This window comes from Bacillus sp. REN3 (genome assembly GCF_017912555.1).
Classification (GTDB): domain Bacteria; phylum Bacillota; class Bacilli; order Bacillales; family Cytobacillaceae; genus Mesobacillus.
The window spans coordinates 26,937-50,600 of the sequence record NZ_JAERSD010000020.1 but is presented as its reverse complement, the minus strand read 5'-3'; the positions used below and the strand labels follow the sequence as shown (position 1 = coordinate 50,600).

The 23,664-nt window shown below is 42.2% G+C and carries 14 protein-coding genes and 2 CRISPR repeat arrays; all 14 genes read right to left on the bottom strand.

The genetic code is table 11. From position 1 onward, the window contains the following. Positions 1-817 precede the first annotated feature (817 nt). On the bottom strand, positions 818-1,354 hold the full coding sequence (locus tag JJQ88_RS16155) for a ferric reductase-like transmembrane domain-containing protein (RefSeq protein WP_210367072.1): 537 nt from the start codon (positions 1,352-1,354) through the stop codon (positions 818-820). Continuing rightward, entirely contained in the window at positions 1,351-1,554 is a 204-nt protein-coding gene (locus JJQ88_RS16150; RefSeq protein ID WP_210367071.1) for a hypothetical protein, read from the bottom strand. The genes JJQ88_RS16155 and JJQ88_RS16150 overlap by 4 nt, the downstream gene beginning before the upstream one ends. A 37-nt stretch (positions 1,555-1,591) precedes the next feature. Continuing rightward, positions 1,592-8,931: a CRISPR direct-repeat array (repeat unit 32 nt; unit sequence ATTTCAATCCACGCACTCACGAAGAGTGCGAC). Between the two features lie 169 nt (positions 8,932-9,100). Next, positions 9,101-9,391, bottom strand: coding sequence for a CRISPR-associated endonuclease Cas2 (gene cas2 / locus JJQ88_RS16145; protein WP_210367070.1), 291 nt, complete (start codon positions 9,389-9,391; stop codon positions 9,101-9,103). Positions 9,392-9,400: 9 nt separating this feature from the next. After that, positions 9,401-10,432 carry a type I-C CRISPR-associated endonuclease Cas1c gene (gene cas1c, locus JJQ88_RS16140; protein ID WP_210367069.1) on the bottom strand — a complete coding sequence of 344 codons (1,032 nt, stop codon included), beginning with the start codon at positions 10,430-10,432 and terminating at the stop codon, positions 9,401-9,403. Next, positions 10,429-11,088, bottom strand: coding sequence for a CRISPR-associated protein Cas4 (cas4, locus tag JJQ88_RS16135; RefSeq protein ID WP_210367068.1), 660 nt, complete (start codon positions 11,086-11,088; stop codon positions 10,429-10,431). Before cas4 ends, cas1c begins: the two co-directional genes overlap by 4 nt. After that, positions 11,078-11,938: a type I-C CRISPR-associated protein Cas7/Csd2 gene (gene cas7c / locus JJQ88_RS16130; protein WP_210367067.1), complete on the bottom strand. Its 861-nt coding sequence runs from the start codon at positions 11,936-11,938 to the stop codon at positions 11,078-11,080. The genes cas4 and cas7c overlap by 11 nt, the downstream gene beginning before the upstream one ends. A 14-nt stretch (positions 11,939-11,952) precedes the next feature. After that, positions 11,953-13,866: a type I-C CRISPR-associated protein Cas8c/Csd1 gene (cas8c, locus tag JJQ88_RS16125; protein ID WP_210367066.1), complete on the bottom strand. Its 1,914-nt coding sequence runs from the start codon at positions 13,864-13,866 to the stop codon at positions 11,953-11,955. A 1-nt stretch (position 13,867) separates the two neighbouring features. Then, positions 13,868-14,587, bottom strand: a complete 720-nt coding sequence (gene cas5c, locus JJQ88_RS16120) for a type I-C CRISPR-associated protein Cas5c (RefSeq protein WP_210367065.1) — start codon at positions 14,585-14,587, stop codon at positions 13,868-13,870. Positions 14,588-14,772: 185 nt separating this feature from the next. Beyond that, positions 14,773-17,193, bottom strand: coding sequence for a CRISPR-associated helicase Cas3' (cas3, locus tag JJQ88_RS16115; protein ID WP_210367064.1), 2,421 nt, complete (start codon positions 17,191-17,193; stop codon positions 14,773-14,775). 101 nt (positions 17,194-17,294) lie between these two features. Continuing rightward, positions 17,295-19,052: direct repeats of the CRISPR family, unit length 32 nt; unit sequence ATTTCAATCCACGCACTCACATAGAGTGCGAC. A gap of 606 nt (positions 19,053-19,658) precedes the next feature. Further along, entirely contained in the window at positions 19,659-20,372 is a 714-nt protein-coding gene (locus JJQ88_RS16110) for a toast rack family protein (RefSeq protein WP_210367063.1), read from the bottom strand. Between the two features lie 296 nt (positions 20,373-20,668). After that, entirely contained in the window at positions 20,669-21,388 is a 720-nt protein-coding gene (locus JJQ88_RS16105) for a YwaF family protein (protein WP_210367062.1), read from the bottom strand. Between the two features lie 75 nt (positions 21,389-21,463). Continuing rightward, a complete protein-coding gene (locus JJQ88_RS16100) occupies positions 21,464-22,294 on the bottom strand; it encodes a DUF817 domain-containing protein (RefSeq protein ID WP_210367061.1) in 831 nt (276 codons plus the stop codon). Positions 22,295-22,329: 35 nt separating this feature from the next. Further along, positions 22,330-22,551 carry a helix-turn-helix domain-containing protein gene (locus tag JJQ88_RS16095; protein WP_210367060.1) on the bottom strand — a complete coding sequence of 74 codons (222 nt, stop codon included), beginning with the start codon at positions 22,549-22,551 and terminating at the stop codon, positions 22,330-22,332. Between the two features lie 9 nt (positions 22,552-22,560). After that, entirely contained in the window at positions 22,561-23,052 is a 492-nt protein-coding gene (locus tag JJQ88_RS16090) for a DUF2975 domain-containing protein (protein ID WP_210367059.1), read from the bottom strand. Positions 23,053-23,664 lie beyond the last annotated feature (612 nt).

Sequence of the window (23,664 nt, the reverse complement as noted above, 5' to 3'; positions counted from 1 at the left end):
GGCAAGGTGAAGACCCCGCAGGCGCCAAGCGCCGAGGAGATAGGGAAGCTGAAGCGCTTTGGCCAGCCCCGACAAGCGCTGGCCGACTAAGACCGCCGCGTCCTGCGGCAACGTCGGCACTAGGACGTCCTGTCCGTCGAAGGGCCTGACAGTGAAGTCGTTCTTTGACTTCATTGGCAGGAGCGAAGCGACTCGAGGGGCTAAGCGCTGAAGCTGGACCAGCTCCACTGACGCCCCGCGGAAAGCATGTCCCTGAAGTGGAAATCAACACCCAGGTTTAACAGAGCCTTCATTTAAAAGATTCTTATCATCATTTTAACTAAAAATGAAATATTTTCCTATGTGGTGAAAGAATCCACGGAATTGGGAAATTTTTTTCATCTCCAGCGATTATCAAATCTTTTTACAGCTAGTCGATGTGATAATCCCATCATACAAAAACGACGCAGATACATTAATAGTTCCCAATCCTTCCAGCTTTCGAAGCATTCCCTTCCAATTATCAGTAAGTGTTTTCAGATTGCCGTAAACTCTTTAGGTGGACGGGCAAGTTCGTGTTAACTCGTTTCTCTTTGTCGACAATTGCCAAACATAGGAGGATGCCGAGTAGCTATTTCTTCCCGAAAAAATTTTTAGCTTTCAGTATTCCTCCAATTTTATTCTTTTAATAAAATTTAATTAGCGCTGTTTTCAAAATATGGTATATGTAGACCGCTTTTTGTGAACTTTCCTTACTGATTGACCAGTGCAAAAGACCTTTCACCTGAACACTCCGATAAACACTAGCCCTGTCCTTTGTCCAGAAATAGTTGAAGAATCAAGATGCAACCGGCCTCCCCTTCCTCTTATTGCTATACTTTTTAAAAACCAGAAAAATGGTTGCCATGCTTACCATTAATACAGTTCCTCCATATAAAGCTTCCGCCCATATCGATTTGGTATCTGTCCCGAGAAAAAGGCCGTGAATAACAGAAAGGAACCAAAGTGGAAAAACGAGATAATGGGTCTTTTTCCAAACCGAGCGGCCAACTTTTTTCATGAAGTCTGAGGTTAATAGAACGATAATCAATAAATAAGCAGCAATCGTTCCCAATCCGGATAAAATCGGTTCATACGCTGCAGTAAAAGGGATGAGGAGCGCCTTTATGGAATAAGGCTCATAGTTGTCAAAGATTAGCAGGTAGGCATGGATGCCAATAAATAAGAGGGCTACCTGGCCAATGATTTGATGGAAAGCAAGGATCGAACCTTTTTTACGCGGAATATGGCTGTATATGCCCAATAATAGTGAGATTGTCAGCAAAAAATACCCTGTCAACCCTGTTGCGCGAATGGCAATCCAGATCCAATTCATTTCGCTGCCTCCAATCGTTGATAAAACTTCGGATCTCCGCCTATGGCAATCTGGTCATTTTCAAAGTAAACAAAGTAAGCAATACACGGGAGTTTCCTGTACAGCAATGCTTTGGCATCCTCATATGGGAGAATGCACAGGATTTTCGCAGCTGTTTCAGCTTCCATCGCTGAATTGGCAATTACGCTTGCCTGCAGCACTCCGACTCGCTTGGGCGACTATTCCACTCTGTACAGAATTTCAATCCACGCACTCACGAAGAGTGCGACATTGGTTCATCAAAAACCCGAGGGGCGGCATGAGATTTCAATCCACGCACTCACGAAGAGTGCGACCCGGCATTCTGCGTGATAGAAGATTCTGCGGTAATTTCAATCCACGCACTCACGAAGAGTGCGACTCCTGGCGTATAGTCCACATAATAAAAATTAGGTGATTTCAATCCACGCACTCACGAAGAGTGCGACCGTTTATTAATTCCAAGTCACTCTCAAGCACTTTATTTCAATCCACGCACTCACGAAGAGTGCGACGACTATAATCCTAATAGTGTGGCATCGCCGGAAATATTTCAATCCACGCACTCACGAAGAGTGCGACCATTCCACGCTGTTTCTCCCAATGTAGCGTGAAATTTCAATCCACGCACTCACGAAGAGTGCGACGGCATTACAGGGAGGTTACAGATTCGCAAATGGGAATTTCAATCCACGCACTCACGAAGAGTGCGACGCCGAAGAGCTTGCTGCTGAAATCGATGCTAAAAATTTCAATCCACGCACTCACGAAGAGTGCGACTAAGACCAACCGACAAGTGTTTTATAGTATAAAAATTTCAATCCACGCACTCACGAAGAGTGCGACCTTCTGTCACCGCTCGTATTAATGCACTATGACCATTTCAATCCACGCACTCACGAAGAGTGCGACAATTGTTGGCATGTGGTTAACAAGATAAAGGGAGATTTCAATCCACGCACTCACGAAGAGTGCGACAGCTTGAAAAGTTCCATTTATTCACCTTCTTTCATATTTCAATCCACGCACTCACGAAGAGTGCGACAACGATATTCCAAACGTGAGTGTCTAAGTTCTTATTTCAATCCACGCACTCACGAAGAGTGCGACTTTGACTAGATCACTCAGTACACTGGATGATGTGATTTCAATCCACGCACTCACGAAGAGTGCGACAACCCAATCATACAAATCAATCATGTCGCAACCAAATTTCAATCCACGCACTCACGAAGAGTGCGACGAAACGATTGACCTTGTACATTTTATTCAAGAAATATTTCAATCCACGCACTCACGAAGAGTGCGACCTGAAATGCCCCTCCCATCTAATCACCTTTTTCTCATTTCAATCCACGCACTCACGAAGAGTGCGACGAATGCCGGGAAGCTGAAAGACAGGAAATACAGAATTTCAATCCACGCACTCACGAAGAGTGCGACTCAACATTTCACATCACTCCACATCAATAATTTAATTTCAATCCACGCACTCACGAAGAGTGCGACACACGCCCTTTTACTCCGTCAATTTCAATAGCACATTTCAATCCACGCACTCACGAAGAGTGCGACTTGGATACAAAATTATTAGATTTATTTATATGGATTTCAATCCACGCACTCACGAAGAGTGCGACCGACAACCGGCTGGCTTTACTGCAAAAGGGGTTAATTTCAATCCACGCACTCACGAAGAGTGCGACTGTTAAATTCTAACGCATCTTTATCACTGTATATATTTCAATCCACGCACTCACGAAGAGTGCGACGGCAAATAGGGCAGGGCTTGACTTCGGAGGATATATTTCAATCCACGCACTCACGAAGAGTGCGACTGCCTTATGTCTACTTTGGGCCCGATGTATCCATATTTCAATCCACGCACTCACGAAGAGTGCGACAAGAACGCAGACCGCCTGGCTGCCGATTTAAAGGCATTTCAATCCACGCACTCACGAAGAGTGCGACCCATGAAGGCATTGAATACACAGTTGATAAAACCGATTTCAATCCACGCACTCACGAAGAGTGCGACGCTTCTTCCATAACCATGTGCAACATGACGGTGGAATTTCAATCCACGCACTCACGAAGAGTGCGACTACAATATGGTCGACGAAGAAAATATCCTTACCTTTATTTCAATCCACGCACTCACGAAGAGTGCGACTATAAGGTACAAGTCGGAGCCTTTGCAGACCGGAAATTTCAATCCACGCACTCACGAAGAGTGCGACCAGAGCGTGTTCATGGTCTTTTAGTTCAAGTGGATATTTCAATCCACGCACTCACGAAGAGTGCGACGCGGTGTCGATGCCTAAACTATTCACCATGATTAAATTTCAATCCACGCACTCACGAAGAGTGCGACATCCTCATGTAGCCGTTTTCTGAAACGATGTCCAATTTCAATCCACGCACTCACGAAGAGTGCGACGCTAAAAGGGACAGCGCTTCTTGCTGTTTACTAATTTCAATCCACGCACTCACGAAGAGTGCGACTTCATCACGCATTTCCTTATATGACGCCAGCAGAAAATTTCAATCCACGCACTCACGAAGAGTGCGACGTCAGTCTCGGTTACATCGGCAATGTCACCGATTAATTTCAATCCACGCACTCACGAAGAGTGCGACAAGACAATTGGACTTATTTGCATTTCTTCAAGGATATTTCAATCCACGCACTCACGAAGAGTGCGACCTGGTGTTCCTGTCAGCCCGACGATCCTCTTGATATTTCAATCCACGCACTCACGAAGAGTGCGACCTCATCACGTTGAAGTCAACGTCTACTGTTGAGAGATTTCAATCCACGCTCTCACGAAGAGTGCGACGAAAAGATACTTTCGCAATCAACTACATCGTGGAATTTCAATCCACGCACTCACGAAGAGTGCGACGTCAGTTGCCCAGTTTTTCGAGTGTTTAGGTTGTGATTTCAATCCACGCACTCACGAAGAGTGCGACCCTAGAACCTTGTCAATCTCCGGGTCACCTGAAGATTTCAATCCACGCACTCACGAAGAGTGCGACGTTTTCATTGCCTACTGCATCCTCTCCAACAACAGATTTCAATCCACGCACTCACGAAGAGTGCGACAGCTCATACTTGTCATAATCAATCATGCCAAACGATTTCAATCCACGCACTCACGAAGAGTGCGACTTAAATCAGTCTCTCTTCGCCTTACCCAATACTATTTCAATCCACGCACTCACGAAGAGTGCGACAATGAGTCGGCTGCTCTTTGATCCACTCTAGAAGATTTCAATCCACGCACTCACGAAGAGTGCGACATATCCTCTTGTTATTCCTAGTGGTGGAAGTGGTATTTCAATCCACGCACTCACGAAGAGTGCGACTGTCTGTTAAGCTTCTGGCTGGCATTTCAAGGGAATTTCAATCCACGCACTCACGAAGAGTGCGACCTTGATCTAAATCTGTTGGCGTTTGGCAGAACAGTAATTTCAATCCACGCACTCACGAAGAGTGCGACGGGTACGTTGAATATTAAGTTTAACTGGTTGACCATTTCAATCCACGCACTCACGAAGAGTGCGACATCATGGGCAAGTATTTGTCAGCCATCGAAGCAGATTTCAATCCACGCACTCACGAAGAGTGCGACTATACAGAGGCGAATATTGGCAATAGATTGTTTTTATTTCAATCCACGCACTCACGAAGAGTGCGACATCATGGGCAAGTATTTGTCAGCCATCGAAGCAGAATTTCAATCCACGCACTCACGAAGAGTGCGACTTCGAAGAATTGTAAATCGTGATTTTTACGACAAATTTCAATCCACGCACTCACGAAGAGTGCGACTCTCCTTTTCCGTCGATAGGTTATTACATAACGAATTTCAATCCACGCACTCACGAAGAGTGCGACTGGGTGCTATGGTAATAAAAGGTTCAGTTGAGTAGTATTTCAATCCACGCACTCACGAAGAGTGCGACTTAAAAATGTAGTTAAAACAGCCTGGGGCATCTTTATTTCAATCCACGCACTCACGAAGAGTGCGACAACTCGATTTCGAGGAATTGGCTACGCTTATTGAGATTTCAATCCACGCACTCACGAAGAGTGCGACGTATGAAAAAAATCATGAACAAGACTTAGATTCTATTTCAATCCACGCACTCACGAAGAGTGCGACAACAACTTTTATCAGGTCATTGGTCTTGAAGAAGGATTTCAATCCACGCACTCACGAAGAGTGCGACCCAGCAAATCGAAAACCTTGTCCAATGGCAAGGATTTCAATCCACGCACTCACGAAGAGTGCGACTACATGCCGAAAGTGACGGTGACTCCATAATATGAATTTCAATCCACGCACTCACGAAGAGTGCGACGATCCACCGCACTAACCGCGTCCTCCTGTATGTGTATTTCAATCCACGCACTCACGAAGAGTGCGACTGCTGCAGCTTTTTATGATAAATCATTTGAAGATGCATTTCAATCCACGCACTCACGAAGAGTGCGACGCTCTTCGTCTGTTATACGCTGTGTTCCCTTCACAAATTTCAATCCACGCACTCACGAAGAGTGCGACAAGGTCAGATCCACTCAATACTGGCTTTTGGTCTATTTCAATCCACGCACTCACGAAGAGTGCGACTATCGGCACCAAAACGTCCAGATTGTTGCTGTTTTAATTTCAATCCACGCACTCACGAAGAGTGCGACCCAGCTTCATGCATATCATCACTTGAACATTCTATTTCAATCCACGCACTCACGAAGAGTGCGACCCGTTTGCAAGCTTACCCATTGGCATGCCTTTCTATTTCAATCCACGCACTCACGAAGAGTGCGACACCGGACAAGCTGCTAGGGAATCCGATTCGTTGGAATTTCAATCCACGCACTCACGAAGAGTGCGACAAGCAAATTCGTATCGTTTAATTTTATCTGCATCAATTTCAATCCACGCACTCACGAAGAGTGCGACCTTCGGCTGTAACCTAATCCATGCATCATTTTGTTATTTCAATCCACGCACTCACGAAGAGTGCGACCTTGATTGTCATCCGCCCACACGATCTTATTCAATATTTCAATCCACGCACTCACGAAGAGTGCGACTTCCGCACCAAAACGGCCAGATTGCTGCTGTTTAAATTTCAATCCACGCACTCACGAAGAGTGCGACACCCTTACATATGCCCCTGTGTCAACCGAATTGGTATTTCAATCCACGCACTCACGAAGAGTGCGACTACCTCAGATGGCGAAGTTTACAAAATGTATCACATTTCAATCCACGCACTCACGAAGAGTGCGACGATATTCAAGGCTATAACGTTTATGTGGATGGTGTATTTCAATCCACGCACTCACGAAGAGTGCGACAATGTGGCAATATAATTTAGCTGATTTAATCAATATTTCAATCCACGCACTCACGAAGAGTGCGACTTTACCGGAATGCGTGTAGGTGAGCTGCTTGCCTTATTTCAATCCACGCACTCACGAAGAGTGCGACTGCTCCTTTTTCTGTCCAGAGATACAATGTTGACGTATTTCAATCCACGCACTCACGAAGAGTGCGACTGGGGAATCTTTGAAAACCTGTTACTCCCGGTGTTATTTCAATCCACGCACTCACGAAGAGTGCGACGGTTTGCCGTGCCCTTTGTCGCACATAAACCAGAATTTCAATCCACGCACTCACGAAGAGTGCGACCTGCTCATTTACACAGTGAGCAAGCAGTAGTGGAGATTTCAATCCACGCACTCACGAAGAGTGCGACTGTTTTTGATTGAATTTATAAAGCCGAACCAAATATTTCAATCCACGCACTCACGAAGAGTGCGACTAGGAGCCTTCTCAATTTCTTTCAAAGTTTTCTTATTTCAATCCACGCACTCACGAAGAGTGCGACTTCAGCCGCGGCCAACGCGCCAAGACCCATGGTAAATTTCAATCCACGCACTCACGAAGAGTGCGACGGTGAGGAATATTTACAACGATCCCCGGACAAATATTTCAATCCACGCACTCACGAAGAGTGCGACGACCTTGTAAGAGCTGTAGACAACTGGCAAGGTATTTCAATCCACGCACTCACGAAGAGTGCGACTCCGCATCGTTGGTAATCATTGTGTATTTAAATGTATTTCAATCCACGCACTCACGAAGAGTGCGACTCAACCAAGCGGTTAAAAAAATAAATCATCCAGAATTTCAATCCACGCACTCACGAAGAGTGCGACAGCATTATCTGCTATGCAGGCAAACAAGCATACAGATTTCAATCCACGCACTCACGAAGAGTGCGACTTCAAGGGTAATGTCTTTATCCCTTGTAAGCCCTATTTCAATCCACGCACTCACGAAGAGTGCGACTGGAATTTTAGGTACCTAGCTATACGTTTAAACGTATTTCAATCCACGCACTCACGAAGAGTGCGACCGTAAACATTTCCGATAATTTCCCATTCATCAACAGATTTCAATCCACGCACTCACGAAGAGTGCGACCTAATGGCATTAAGGAATACGGAACAACAGTGTGATTTCAATCCACGCACTCACGAAGAGTGCGACATGCCAATCCTGCCTAACCCGATTTACCACACTGATTTCAATCCACGCACTCACGAAGAGTGCGACATACGCCGAACAGGTGGCAGAGACGGCCGAAGGATTTCAATCCACGCACTCACGAAGAGTGCGACCATCAAGTACCTTATCGACTGGACACAGAATGATATTTCAATCCACGCACTCACGAAGAGTGCGACGGGAGGATATTTAATGAACAGGGAACAAGTCAAAATTTCAATCCACGCACTCACGAAGAGTGCGACGAGTATGTCGGGTTGTTCCGTATCATACCGAAAATTTCAATCCACGCACTCACGAAGAGTGCGACGTTAAATCAGTCTCTCTTCGCCTTACCCAATACTATTTCAATCCACGCACTCACGAAGAGTGCGACAGGGATTATTGGAATGAGTTATTTAGGTGGTGATATTTCAATCCACGCACTCACGAAGAGTGCGACTGTATCCTTCTGGCCCCGTCCCATGCCATATGTTATTTCAATCCACGCACTCACGAAGAGTGCGACTAAGGTTGCGTGGACTACTCTATTAGGCACACAGATTTCAATCCACGCACTCACGAAGAGTGCGACTTTCTTCTTTTTTCTCATTTGCAGCATCCATGATGATTTCAATCCACGCACTCACGAAGAGTGCGACCCGCTTTGCCCATCAGACCGCCCGCTTTACCGAAATTTCAATCCACGCACTCACGAAGAGTGCGACTAAAATCCTAAATCCCGATGCAAGCACGGTAGGAATTTCAATCCACGCACTCACGAAGAGTGCGACTACAGCCTGGTAAGTGGGAAGTGCCGATAGGGAAATTTCAATCCACGCACTCACGAAGAGTGCGACGTCATCCCTTTCAACAGTTAAAGTCCCTTTTGCAATTTCAATCCACGCACTCACGAAGAGTGCGACGACAAAATCAAGGATGCGTTCGCTAACATGGGTGTATTTCAATCCACGCACTCACGAAGAGTGCGACAGCGCTTTTTAACAAAAAAGCTTTACTTTCCAACACAAAGAAGTTAAAAAACGCTATTTTCTTTTGAATTATTTCAAAAATGAGAGGAACAGATATTCTAATTCGACAATAACTTACAAGAAAACTGGTGCGAATCCCCCGGGAATTTTATGTGCGCTTGATATTCGCACTAAAGAATAAGCGGACCTTCTAAATCCACTGATTCTTTCACACCAACATGCTCAACTTTATTCTTAAAGTTGTTTCCCAATTGATAGAACCTCAGGCTATCTTGATTTTCGTCAATGATGTTCAAAAGTTCAATTTTCAAAGAAGCGAATTGTGTAGAATCAACTATACATTCAAAAACAGAGTTTTGAACCCGCTGGCCGTAGTTTTGGCAGATTTTTGCTACTTTTCTCAATCTCTTCTGCCCTCCACTGCTTGCTGTGCTTACATCGTAAGTGATGAGAATCAACAAATGGTTCACCTACTTCCATAAGAATGGCGGATATTGATCTAGATCGTTTCGCAAATACCTTGCCAATAATAAAGCTTGCGCATAGGGAACTAGGCCCCATTGAATCTTTTCTCCTAAATAAGGATGAGTAATCTTTTCTTGCTTCTTATTTTGCCAAGCGGATAAGAATTTCTTACGGGCTTCATCCGTCATAATAACAGCGCCGTTTTCCTTTTTTATAAATCCATCTCGATCAATCACTTTCTTATTGATTAAAGATAAGACAAATCGATCTGCATATATACCTCGAAGTTCTTCCATGACGTCTAAGGCTAACGATGCTCTTCCAGGACGGTCGCGATGCAGAAAACCAACATATGCATCTAAACCCACCCCCTCAAGCGCAGATGTCATATCATTCGCCAGTAAAGTGTAGGCAAATGAAAGCATCGCGTTTACGTTATCCAGAGGTGGCCTTCGTGACCGGGCATGAAAGTGAAAATCCTTTTTTTGCTGCAGAATCATACTATCGAACAATCTATTGTAAAGGATAGCTGCCTGCCCTTCTAAACCTCTTAATCTTTCTAAGTCTTCACAGTTCTTTATTTCCTGAAGAAGCAGGCTTAATTGCCTTGACACCTCTTTAAATCGTTCAACATCGATCCGCAAAGGATAATCTCGTGTCATTCGTTCGATAACCCATTTATTATTGAAGACTTTTCCAATGATAAAATTGCGGGCAATTTTTGCAGAAAACTCTTCACTATCCGATATTCTGTATTGGCTTTTTCTTAAAATGACATTCCCTTTACTCTGGCCAATCACTCGGGCTAAAAATCGACCATTCATTGTCAAAAACACTAATGCAATATTTCTGTCTGCACAGTAACCCATTAAAGAAGGACTGGCTCCCGTATAGCCAAATGTGATGATTGATTCTAGATTATGTAATGGAAGCCTCCCTAACTTTTCCTGTTCTTTTAAAACGACAATGTTATCACCGTCTAAAGATAAATACACATCGGGCTGAGTAACAAATAACGTGTTAAGAAGCTTCTTCATTCTGCTAACTTCCCTTCAATATAGCTTTTAACTGAACGTTTGGCCATCAAGTTGGGTAAGCAGATTTCTTGAAGGGAACAGCTTTTGCAAAATGTCCCTGTCTTTACTTTGGGTGTGTATCTTCTCCTATAATAATCATACATTTCTGAAACGATGGATTTAACTTTCATCTTGTGAGCATCCGTTAAACGAACTTCCACACGGTGTTTAATCTCATTATAAAATAAGAAGCCGGTGTCTATTTTGCATAGAAGCATCTCTTCTAGACATAGTGCCTGTGCTGTTAATTGAAGGATATCCTCATCACTTTTCTTCGGTTTACCGCGCTTATACTCAATCGGATAAACAGAAAATTTTCCTCCTGAACCGAAAATTTCTATTCCGTTTGGATCAGAGATAAACTCAACAACATCACAAATACCGCTGATTCTTAGTTCTTTTGACTTTACAGGCATAGCACGAACTATCAGTTTGCTCTGTCGCTTTTCTCTGGTAAATGGTTGATCAGCGTTCCGATGCAGATGATGGCCTTCAACCGTTTTCACATTATCTTCCCATTGCTGCTCTATATGAATCAAAGCCCACTGTCGTTTACAAAACTGGAAATGCTGAATGCCAGAGAGCATCAAATAGTCATCTTCTTCATTATAATCCATCAAGGATCTCGACCTTCAAATTTTCCAGTTCGTTGACTTCAATTGAATAATCCTCAAAACTTCTTGGCTCATCGCTCCTACTCTCGATCATTAATGATCTATGGACCTTTGCTGAAGAATATTGGCCGAGTTTAGAGTTATGCTCCCACCAATAGACCTTATGCACTTCCATACTTCCATCCGGTCTTGCGGCTGAAGCATCATTTTCAAATAAAGTAATCAGTGCTTGTTTTAGTCTTTCAGCATCTTCGAGAGAGAATCCTGTCTTTTCAGCTAATTGCGTATTGACACTTCCGTAAAATACATAAAGTCCATAGTCAACACGATGCTTCATTCCCATAGTATCTGAACCCTTTTCCTTTCCAGGCTCTGAATTGACACTTTTCGTGATTTGCATGCTTGTAATATCAATCGGATCAATGCTCGTTGCTGAATGAATAGAAACAGGTCCTCTGACACCAACCGATACACCAGTTGCGCCTGAGCCTTTGAATGCAAATACTTGTCCAAAACTGCGAACATCAACCCACTCCTTGCAGGCAACAGCAGCAAATTCATCACTTGAAACAGTCTTTGATTTCAATATTTTTTGAAGTTCCTGATTGCCTTCAGCCCGTTCCCGTAAGCTTCTAAAATCATCATTATTCCGTTCATTCGACTGAACAAAAATAGCCTCCCCCATATCCTGCAGGCGGTTTCTAATCTTTCTCTTGATTGCTACATCGGAAATCTCACCATATCCATCATAATTTTGTCTCGGACGGTTTCCATTCAAAGGATCTCCATTTGGATTTGCTTTTTTAACAGATAAGACAACAGCAAAATCAATTTTGTGATCTAAAACAGTCATCCTCATTTCCCCCTCTAGTTAGCTGCTTCAACTGCAGCATCTTTTTTATCTTTCTTTTGATACAATTCATGGCGCTGGCTATAAAACCCCAAAAGGTATTTGCCAGATAGCGGTCTGTTGTTGAAATCTTCCAATGTCAATTGAGAAGCCACTTCATCGATTAATTTGGATAAATACAAACCCTTTGTACCTAGTCTAGCTTGATAAGGCTGGAGACTCTCTTGAATCGTTTTCCAGGTTCGGGCAGGACTCCTTGAAAATGAATTCATATAACGAATGGCATTCGTAGAGCGAGTTTCCTCAACTCCTAAAGCGCGCCTTTCCAACACATCCGCAATTGCCAATAACCGGCCAAATAAATAATCTCTGTCTTTGCTTTCAACATCCAGTGACACACCATAGCCCTCCCCTTTATTTATTAATTTTTTATTTATTAATGCACATGCGATACTTAGCGTTTTTTCCCATTCCCATTTTTCCATGGATACAGGATTTGTGGCACGCGAAAAAGCACTTCTCTCAATATCCAGCGGCACCTGCTTCCCATCGATTATGCACGGGAGAATCCGTTCCATCAGTCCTTTCACTACCTTATCGCTTGCCTTAGGACCGTAAGCAGCAAAAGCAATATCCTTCGTCGCCGGAGCGCCAAAGAATTGCACAGGTTCATTTTCGGCTGTTTTTCGGTACCGATGCAGCCAGGCACAAGTGGCATGCCAGCTCTTAAGCCGATTTAAGTATTGTTCCTTATCCATGTTACGGTAATATAAGACTGCCATTCTACCGGTTGTCGCTGAATCAAGTACTAGGATACTGACATTTTCGTTTGTAGATAATTCATTCCGATAGCCATCAATTGCTTTCGAGACTTCATGTGCAAATCGCTCATGGGTATAAGACTTGATTTCCTTCTTCAATTCTGGTGATATGCTGTTATATAGGATGGAAAAGCTGTCCTCATTCGTGTTGATTATTTCGGTGTTCTCATTTCCCCATACCAGGAATACCCGCTGATCAACAACCTTCCCCTGATAATTGATAAGCCATTTTAATGCATTGTGGGCTTTTTGCGAAACTTCATAACTGATACTGCTCGCTTCACTTGCTTTATTGAATCTTCCTCTGAAAGTGAACCCACTGGAATCATTGGCCGAGATCAGCTTGGCTTTATCTGCGGCGTTCCGAATTTTGTTGGCGTGCCTGTCTGTTGCGGGCAATAAATCTCCTTTCACAAAACAAAGGTCTTTGCCCCCTAAAAACTCCGAATAGAAGTTTATGAAAGATTCATACATCCTTTTATCCTTCCATACCTTCTCTGTAATTAGGCTAGGTGAATACACATCAAACCTTATGAAAGCGCTTTCTTGCCCGCCCGCAACCAAGGAAAAAATAGCTGGCTTCTCTCCCAGTGCCTTTTCGTAATTTTTGTCCCATTTATCAATAAGCTTGTTATTAACATCGACTTGTAATATTCCTGAATTTACGAGATCCCTTATTAAAGTCCTCTTCTTTAAATAATCGTAAATGCTTTTTACTTTTTCAGTAGCGTACGGTGATTTTGCCCACTTTTCCAGTTGGCTAATATAATGAGAAAAAGGTTCCTCGTTTTTTATCTTCCCGCCATAGGAAACAAAATCTCCTGCCACATAGCTTAACTTATCATGAAGAGGATATGGGGCAATTTTGGAACCAGCTCGACTGGCTGACTCCTCCGTACATGGGATCAAGGTACTGGCATCGTTTTTTTCTATCAGTCTCGCTGAATGGAATTCTCCGTCTTCTGTTATTGACACCTCAATATGTGCATTCTGAGTCGTGTGCGAAATCGGAAGCAACGTGTATTCCTGGCCGTTATACTTTCTTTCAATTTCGCCGACTCGATCAAGGTTGGCTTGATATGTTTCATATAAGTTTAATAGCCAGCTCAACTCACTCACCCCCGTTTGCTTCCAGCTGACTTAAAAGGTCATCTGCAGACTCTACCTTTGCAGGGTCAAAATATTTCATATTCATTTTCCCTACTTTTCGGACCGAACATTGATCCGGTTTGATGAATTGAATCATTCCATTTTTCATAACCGGGTTCCAAAGCCGTACTTCCATTTCTTTTTTGCCTGTTTCATCAGGATAATTAATGCCATGCACCATTGTGCCAAAATGGATTTCCCCGGAGTAATGGTCATAAAACCCTTCTCCCTCTCCAAACACACATGGTTCAACATAGGCCTGACACTCTCTCGTTCCCAGGAAAATATCCCTTCTCCCTCCCGCCTTCAACGACCGCTTCAGAATGTTATGATGTTTATGTTCATTGCGATCAAAAGCCATATCTGTCCGGTGCGGATTGAATTCAAAATGGGCTCTAACCTGGTAGCGAACATCTTTTAAATAGGTGTAGTTGGCAAGCGTATTTCCGCCCCCATATTCAATTGGACGAATCCCTTTTGACTCCATTTGAATCGGATTCATAACTCTTACTTCATCTACAACCATCAACAATGTGGGTTTCCAGTAAATCGATTCCACTATGCCCTTTAACGCTTGATATGTAGGAATTTGGTAAGATAACTTCTCCCCACCCAACTTTGTTAATGGATCAGTAAAAAGCGCATATTTCCCATAAACCTCAAATTCGATTCCATTCCTCATGAAATTCACCTCCTTATTTGGAAATATTTACATAGTTATATTTTACTAGTATTTTTTTGCTATTTCAATAATTATATAATATATGAACTTTAAAATTTCATGTGATATAATATATTGTCGCTATCTAACGCGCGGATTGAAAAATATACTATATTATTAAAAAACCTATCTTTAAGATAGGTTTTTTAAATGAAGCTAAAGCTTAGATCATTGTCATTCTCGAGGTTAAGACCATATTCTTGGTTATAGGCACTATCTGCCAAAGCCAATACTTTCCCTTCCATCAATGAAATAAGTCCTTGATTTTGAGTTAATTTTCTTTTTTCATGCTCAAACAAATTAATCGTATATTGCTGAGATCTTCGAAGTAAGAGAGATAAATCCTCTATCCTTTCACTTCCGTTAAAATCAGCAATAATCTCCTTACCCTCTCCAAAAGGTACGATTACAGAAGTCGTCATTTGATCAATTACCTTAAAGTTTTCTGCCGCGGTTTTGTAACTGTTTACAAGGAACAATGGTATGTCCCTTTTATCGTTTTTATGAAAATAGGCATGCCGATACGTATTTTGATTCCTTGAAACTGTAAGGAGATCCGTCATGTTGGTGTTCAACTTGGGAATACTGTAATTCAAATTTGATTTTAATTCACTATAAAACTCCCTGAAATATTTATCCATCGCCTGTTTTGAAAGGATATTACCTCCATATTCATTTGGATTCCGTGCTAAATCGACCAGGATTTTTTTAGAAATTTCTTTTCCTAATCTTATTTCATTTAAATGCTTCAGATTTTCACCTTCATGGTCAATGAGATAGACTCTCTGTTTCGGTTTTTCTCCATGCCTGTTGCAGCGTCCAGCCGCCTGGGCAATAGAGTCCAGCCCAGCAAGTGACCGGATCACACATTCAAAGCTGACGTCCACACCAGCTTCGATCAGCTGCGTGCTCACGCAAATAATCTTTTCTCCTAATGCCAAATGCTTTCTTACTTGCGTTAAAATCTCCTTTCGATGAGCTGCACACATCGTTGTGCTCAAATGGAATACAGGAATGCTATCCAACTGCTCCTTCAAGGAGTTGTATAAATCCTTAACGACCGTTTTTGTATTCAAAACAACCAGAATGCTATTGATTTCATTCATTTTTTCAATAATAAAACCTGTGAGTTTTTCGGTGTTGAATGATTCTCTTGTAGATTTATCAATAATGTTAACTCGCTTGAACGATTCAAATATGTAATCAAGTTCAGGAATCATTTCTTGATCGGCGCTGATTTCTAATTTATGTTCCACATACTCCAATGCTGGCTGCGTGGCAGTGCAGAGTACAATGCTCGACTTTGCATGGGTTTTCAGATAGTTTAAAGCCTGGTTAAACAAAGAAACACAGGCTGTAGGCACTTTTTGTACTTCGTCAAAAATAATGACGGTCTCACTAAGGTTATGAAGCCTTCTGATATTTCGGCTGCCTTTTGCGTAAAATACATTCAAAAACTGAACCATCGTTGTGAAAATAATTGGGCTATCCCAGTTATCCTTAGCAAGTTTCAATTTCTGCAGGGTACTCATCCCGCCATCTAATAACTCATCATTTTCATCCAGATCCTCCACGATATTAGAATGATGCTCTAACAGATTTGAAGGGTCTCTTGTGATACTTCTGATCTCTTCAGCATTTTGTTCAATGATTGTGGTAAAGGGAATGACATAAACGATTCTCTTTTTTCTATATAATTTCGCATGTTTTATCGCATATCTGAAGCTTGCAAGCGTTTTGCCTCCTCCAGTAGGTATGGACAATGTGTAAATGCCTGACGGCCGCTCTGCAAAAAGATCACATTGGGCAGACATTTCCTTCCTAAGTTGATTGATTGGATGGTTGGAACCCGGGTTAGAATCAAAGGTCTTTATTTTATCCATTAATCTAGAATAATACGTTTCGAAAAGATCCTGGTGATCATTCTTATTTTCAACCAATTGATTTTCCTCAAAAAGTCTTGTGTTCGTCCTATCTGCATCAATCAATGAGCTAAAAATGAATTTGCTCAAGAACATTAATTCTTCTTCGATTCGCTTTTTGGGCAAGTACGCTTCAAGTTCATAGACAGCCTTTTCCACATATAGGTGGAATTCTTGTTCATCCATAACGTGTTCAAAAAACAAATTAACTGTTGTATTAAATCCAGGAATGTCTTTATCCTTCACCCTCTTTAAATAATTCGATTCCAATTCTGGACTCAGAAAATCCTGCAAATAGCTATGATGAGAAATAATCGCATTTCCAACAATTTCAGCCAAGATCACCTTATAAGGATTCGATAAATCAGAATGAAAAAAATCATACAGTAGTTTTCCTCCAGCCGTAGAGTGATCGACACTTCCCCTTCTAGGAGCTTCATCCGGATTGTTAACAGCTGCCAAGATGTACTCTCTAAACTCCTCAGAATACTTCCCTAAATCATGGAGCAAACCAGCAAGCCCTGAGATATGCTTGATCCCAATGCTTTCTCCAAAAGATTCCGCAAGAGTCATTACCCCTAGTAAATGCTCTTTGACAGTTTGAATCTTCCCATCGCTTGCACGAATATGAGCGATATAAGACATTTTTGTTCTCCCCTTCTCACGTTTCTTACTTTTTTAATTCACGGACCCTAAGGAGTGCTTAGCAACATTGGTTGAGGATCAGGTAAATTCCATTTGGCAATATTTCAATCCACGCACTCACATAGAGTGCGACTTTATGTCGCATTTTAGATCTATTCCGCAATCGTATTTCAATCCACGCACTCACATAGAGTGCGACGTTATGATTCATTTACATTTGAGCCTATATCAGAATTTCAATCCACGCACTCACATAGAGTGCGACTAAATGAGGGAGATGAAAAAGACATGGCAGTTACTATTTCAATCCACGCACTCACATAGAGTGCGACTGTTAAAAAGTCACAACCCAAAGCTGTTCCAATTATTTCAATCCACGCACTCACATAGAGTGCGACCAGGTAATTCTGACCGTCCAAACAAATAATCCAGAATTTCAATCCACGCACTCACATAGAGTGCGACTAAAGTTCACCAGGGTTTTAATGGCGCTTTTTTTATTTCAATCCACGCACTCACATAGAGTGCGACGACGGTACTACCAGTGCAATGGAACTGGCAAAGTCATTTCAATCCACGCACTCACATAGAGTGCGACCCAAGAAGGGCTGCAGTGACGTCCTGCATAGCTTTGATTTCAATCCACGCACTCACATAGAGTGCGACGTACAAGACATCCATTTCCAGCACCCTAATCAAAATTTCAATCCACGCACTCACATAGAGTGCGACCGACAAGGGGATATGTTACAAAACAGGCTGCCATATTTCAATCCACGCACTCACATAGAGTGCGACCTGTATTCAGCATCGCTTTCTCATAGTGTTCATCATTTCAATCCACGCACTCACATAGAGTGCGACATTCGGCAGTCTGCCGTACCTGTACCGGCGATAACATTTCAATCCACGCACTCACATAGAGTGCGACGACGGGGATGGCGTCTCGGGATTCTATACGATGATTTCAATCCACGCACTCACATAGAGTGCGACCGCAGATGTGATTGAGGGATGGGATAACACGATAGATTTCAATCCACGCACTCACATAGAGTGCGACGCCGTACTGTTATCGGTGTGTTATCTATTGTGACATTTCAATCCACGCACTCACATAGAGTGCGACTCCGTGCCACGTAATGTTCCAATTCTACGTAGCATTTCAATCCACGCACTCACATAGAGTGCGACAATAGCTTTTCTAGTGGTGCTTCCGTCAAGATTTTATTTCAATCCACGCACTCACATAGAGTGCGACCATAAGGTTTATATCGTCGCAAAGAGTATTGGCAATTTCAATCCACGCACTCACATAGAGTGCGACTCGTAAAAGCTTTGCGTAGCTGATTCACGGTACGATTTCAATCCACGCACTCACATAGAGTGCGACCTCGAGCTCTTTTAAAAGCTGATCAGAGTCTATTATTTCAATCCACGCACTCACATAGAGTGCGACTATTTGGTGCATAAAAACCTGCATAAAAGAGAGGTATTTCAATCCACGCACTCACATAGAGTGCGACTCGAATAGTCTATGTTCTTAATAAATTCGAGAAATATTTCAATCCACGCACTCACATAGAGTGCGACACATTTTTTTGAGCGTTGTTTATGCATTTTAGGTATTTCAATCCACGCACTCACATAGAGTGCGACCCCGTATATTGACCAAGTGTTTTTTCATCGATAACATTTCAATCCACGCACTCACATAGAGTGCGACTGGCTATGAACCGTCTGTCCGTGCTGCCCGTGGCATTTCAATCCACGCACTCACATAGAGTGCGACGATGAAAACGGGGCGCAGATTATCCAGGCGGTTAAATTTCAATCCACGCACTCACATAGAGTGCGACTGCGGTTTTATGCTATTAATTGATTAAAAACAATCTGCTATTAGCATTTAATTAAGCAAAAAACATAATTTTATTTTAAAAGTAATAAAAAATAGCCAAAATAACAGATTTGTTCTTTATCGGGAGATGTTTTTTGGTGCGAATCTTCCTGTAAAAGTTTGTGAGCTTCATATTCGCACTTAGTATTTCGAAGATCGGCCGTTAGGAATTATCTTTCCCATTTAACATCTCTTGCTATAAAAACCTTGAATCATTTTCTAAGATGCCTCAATCATAAGAGATTGGATTAACTGTCTCTTCAAGTAATATATTGGCAATTTCATTATACCAATATTTTACTATCACACACCATACAACTAGATTTAATTAAATTATATTTAACTCAATATCTATCTATTAATGTATGAGATTAAATATCCCAAAGTACAAGATTATGATGTTTGATCATCAAATCAAATTTCTTTAATTGGGATTTCCTACCGTGTTCCCTATAGTAAACTTCCCTGGCGAATCCAGCTCAATTTCATAAAAAACAGGCGTAGTGTAAGACAGAGGGACGGTTCCAGCGTTACACAAAGATGCTGGAACCGTCCCTTTATTCCGGAGTTATTTTTCCGCCTTGAATGTTACTTCGCCTACACCTATTTCTGCCTCCAGGTCAATCTGTACCTTTGCATCTTCGTAGGCTTCATTTACATATACTCCATTTCCTTTTGAAATCAAATTTTCAAAGGACGACGAGCCGATTCCTTTTTCTGCCTTAATTCTTACTCCTGTATCTTTTGGAAGAATAACGGCCATCTTTCCTACTCCCGATGAGATCAGGACATCAAAGCTTTCTTTCCAATCTCCCCCAAGATCTACGGTTATGTCACCAATACCTGCGTTCACTTCGAGGTTTGTAAGCTCAATTCCTTTCAAATCAAGGTCTGTGTCCGAAGCTCCAGCATTTACGACAAGGTCTACTGGAACATCTTCGGTTATTTTCAGATCCCACTCATTCTTCATCTTACCAAGTTTTATTTGGTCTTGCTGTGCGATTTCCACCTTGCCAACTTTCCCGTCAAGATTATAGGAAACTTCAGGCTTAATCTTTTTTGGTTTATAGATTGCGTTCCCCTTTACCCACTCATCGGCACCGCCTGCCACGTCCATTTTTCCGGCGCCTAAGTCTAAAACAATCTCAAGCTCTTTTGCTCCATCTTTCTTAACAACGATTTCTTCATTTCTTTCACCATTAGCGAAAATCGTATTATTGCATCCCGACAGTAATAAGACAGCAGATATTGCTGCCAATCCGACCCCCACAGCTTTTTTCATTTTATTTCGCCTCCAATTGATTATAGATCAAGCATAAGCCATTACCTACAATCCCTTAACAGGCTGAGGCTTTAATTTACAATCAGCCCTAAGGCTTATATACGGAAAAATAATCCAGTAAACGTGCGGGAGTTTTAGGTCAGCCGTCAACCTCAAAGGTTCCATGGAAGCACGGATGCGTCTATGCCACTGATTTCACGGTAAGAAATAAGAAAAAATCACCTGAAAGCAATCCTTCCCAAGCAACTAATCAAATGCCCTTCATGGCGTTCCTTCCTATAAAAACAACTCTATATTCACATACTTAATAAGCCCTTCTTGTACTCCCATTTGATCAGCTGCCACATTGGGACATAAGTGATGCAAAATACAAGCAGAGCAGCCATTTCAAGGTTCAGGTAATATCTGATCCCAGTGCCAAAAAAGGATAGGATGGTCTTGGATTCTGTCGGACTTGCCAGGTAAAAGAAATTGGTACCAAGCAGGATATTCAGAAAAAAGATCGGAACAGCGAGGATGTTCATGGTTAGGTAAGTGAATAGGATGGCTTTCCGGGGAACTCGGTAACCCTCAAAGAGAATGAAATATAAGGCGGCAATCGGAATAGCTGAATGGTGGAGGAAATATTCAATGTAGTGAAAATGAGGAAAAACATATGGCATTTCAGGTGTAACCATAGCCAAAACCGGGGGCAGGGTGCCGATAAAATAGAGGACATAAAACCCTTTCTCACTCTTCCTCAAGAATAGGTACATAGCCAGAAAGGAACTTATTGAACACAAATGCAAAGGCAGATTCCCGACATACCATTGATCCGTTAGAATCAGCCATAACTGAGCCGAAGCCTCACATACCGGTAAAGTCCAAAAGATCGTCCATCTCAATATCTTTTGATGTGGCTTCAGCTTCTTCCTAAAAAGAACAAGGCCAAAACAGGCTGCAAGGAAAATCCCCAGCGTGATCAAGTGTTCTGCCGAAAACAACTGAAACCCCTGCATTCCCGTTACAGAAAACATGATGCCATCACCCCTCGCTTTAGATTGAAATGCTGGTAATGTTATTAACTATAAATATATGCGAAGAGGAGACGTTTAGTTCCTACCGGGGGATTTTACTTTAACCTGCTTTAACGTTGCCACTATAAGAAAACTGACAATCACCAATAAGACCCACGAACTAACCTTTCCAAGATGGACTAGACTCCATGCATCGATTTGGTTCGGATATTTCCAGGCCCCTAACAACGTGGCGATATTTTCAGCAATCCATATGAAAAATCCGATAAGCATGAAAGAAAGCGCGAGTGGCATACGGTAACGTGTTCCATTAACCTCGAATATGACCCATGATTGCCAGAAGACGATCATCACAAGACCAGCTAACCACCAACGAACGTCAATCCAAAAATGGTGGATGAAGAAATTCAAATAAATCGCAGCAGCAAGCGGGAACACTATCAAAAACGGCGGCCACTTCACCAGGTCAACTTTCAATCTTCTCCACGCCTGAAACAGATAACTAGCAACGCTCGCATACATGAATCCACTATACAAGGGAACTCCAAAAAGCTTTAAGTATCCTTCCTCTGGGTAAGACCAGGATCCCATATGTGTCTTGAATATTTCAAGAGCAAGGCCAATAAAATGGAACAGTGTGATGACTTTTAGTTCATCCTTTGTTTCAAGACCTGACCGCACCAACCACCACTGCATCAAAAGGAAGATGATAAGCAGCCAGTCATACCTCGGCAGGAACGGAAGGGGAATGTTTTGTGTAATAGCCAAAGAGGCAAAAATAACGACAGGAAATAAACATGATAAAGCTTGCTCCCAGCCAAAATGAAATAACTGTTTAATGACAGCACTTATTTGCGCCCTTAAAAGTTTTTTCCGAGAATGTTGCTGTTTAATTGAAAAATCCATACATAACGCCCCTTTTTACTCAATTGCCGCTAAGATCATTGGCTGGTCCCATCATCACGCCGGTATTCCAAACTATCCCCGGGTTGACATTCCAAAGCCTTACAAATCGCCTCCAAAGTGGATAACCTGATTGCTTTCGCTTTTCCATTTTTTAAAATAGAAAGGTTAGCCATTGTGATTCCTACCCTCTCTGATAATTCAGTCACACTCATTTTCCTTTTCGCCAACATCACATCAATATTGATGATAATAACCATTTTTCCACCTCAGACCGTTAGATCATTTTCTGATTTTATCATAATAGCTTCCTTTAAAAGTCTTTGCAGAACAGCAGCAAAGACCGCAATAACTATTGAAGCGCCAATAATGACCATCCCCATTAAAACCAGACCCGGGGCATCATCCCACTGTGCAATGATATAGATACATGGCAGGGCAGCTACATACAAACCGCTGATAATGATGGCATAGACTTTTATTTTCTTTAAAGCTTCTACGGACATTTCTGAAAACGCTTGGTTCTTGTCGATATAGCTTAAAAGTTTAAATGTCCGATACAACGCAAGGTAGAAAGGGATAGCCGATCCATACATAAGTAATAGAAGTCCTAACATCACATAACCCAACCAAGCCCCGTTCATTGCCTCATGAATTGCGACATCCGCTATTTTAGGCAATAAAAACACACACAAAGCGAGAACTGGAGTTCCAATGGAAAATACAGCCAATTTTAAAAAGAGCGTTGAACCACGTTTCATAAAAAGCACCTCACTTAAATATCTTCCAAACCGATTTTAATTGAAAATTTATCGTTTTTCAATAAATATTTTATTTATTTTAATATTTTATTATCGATTTATCATCTCGTTTATTTACGGGACACGAGAAGATTCTCATGCACCATTTGAGAACCGAAATATTTAAAACAGAAGCCTTGATTCTTTCTGCTTGAGTTTTCGCCGCATATAACCATTTTGATTCCCCTTCATGATATCTTGGCCATGAATTCAGATTGATCGTTCCATTTCTAACATTAAATCAGAAAAATGGCGTGCCAAACTGATGTCAGTTTACACGCCACTTTCTTCGCCAATTGTAGGATATGCACCCTAAAAACGGAACGGTTTCCATACATCCCGGGCTGCTTCAAATATTTAACATGCAGCTGTCCAGCCTGCCATCAACTGTTATAACTGCTCCATCCACAAAGCGGGGGTCGTCAGATGCCATGAACAGGCTGCTTACGGCAATGTTGGTACGACTGTATGATAGCTTTTCAGCGGCAGGATTACATCTGATAATGAATTCAGCAAAAGATTTTTCAATTAAAGCTTAGACAGCAGAAGTACCAGGTTTCTCCGGCTTTCCCG

Bases quoted from the DNA above. Each gene is read 5' to 3' on its own strand.
- cas3 (WP_210367064.1), bottom strand. From the start codon at position 17,193: ATGTCTTATATCGCTCATATTCGTGCAAGCGATGGGAAGATTCAAACT.
- JJQ88_RS16100 (WP_210367061.1), bottom strand. From the start codon at position 22,294: ATGGATTTTTCAATTAAACAGCAACATTCTCGGAAAAAACTTTTAAGG.
- cas7c (WP_210367067.1), bottom strand. From the start codon at position 11,938: ATGACTGTTTTAGATCACAAAATTGATTTTGCTGTTGTCTTATCTGTT.
- cas1c (WP_210367069.1), bottom strand. From the start codon at position 10,432: ATGAAGAAGCTTCTTAACACGTTATTTGTTACTCAGCCCGATGTGTAT.
- cas4 (WP_210367068.1), bottom strand. From the start codon at position 11,088: ATGGATTATAATGAAGAAGATGACTATTTGATGCTCTCTGGCATTCAG.
- JJQ88_RS16090 (WP_210367059.1), bottom strand. From the start codon at position 23,052: ATGAAACGTGGTTCAACGCTCTTTTTAAAATTGGCTGTATTTTCCATT.
- JJQ88_RS16110 (WP_210367063.1), bottom strand. From the start codon at position 20,372: ATGAAAAAAGCTGTGGGGGTCGGATTGGCAGCAATATCTGCTGTCTTA.
- cas5c (WP_210367065.1), bottom strand. From the start codon at position 14,587: ATGAGGAATGGAATCGAATTTGAGGTTTATGGGAAATATGCGCTTTTT.
- JJQ88_RS16155 (WP_210367072.1), bottom strand. From the start codon at position 1,354: ATGAATTGGATCTGGATTGCCATTCGCGCAACAGGGTTGACAGGGTAT.
- JJQ88_RS16105 (WP_210367062.1), bottom strand. From the start codon at position 21,388: ATGTTTTCTGTAACGGGAATGCAGGGGTTTCAGTTGTTTTCGGCAGAA.
- JJQ88_RS16095 (WP_210367060.1), bottom strand. From the start codon at position 22,551: ATGGTTATTATCATCAATATTGATGTGATGTTGGCGAAAAGGAAAATG.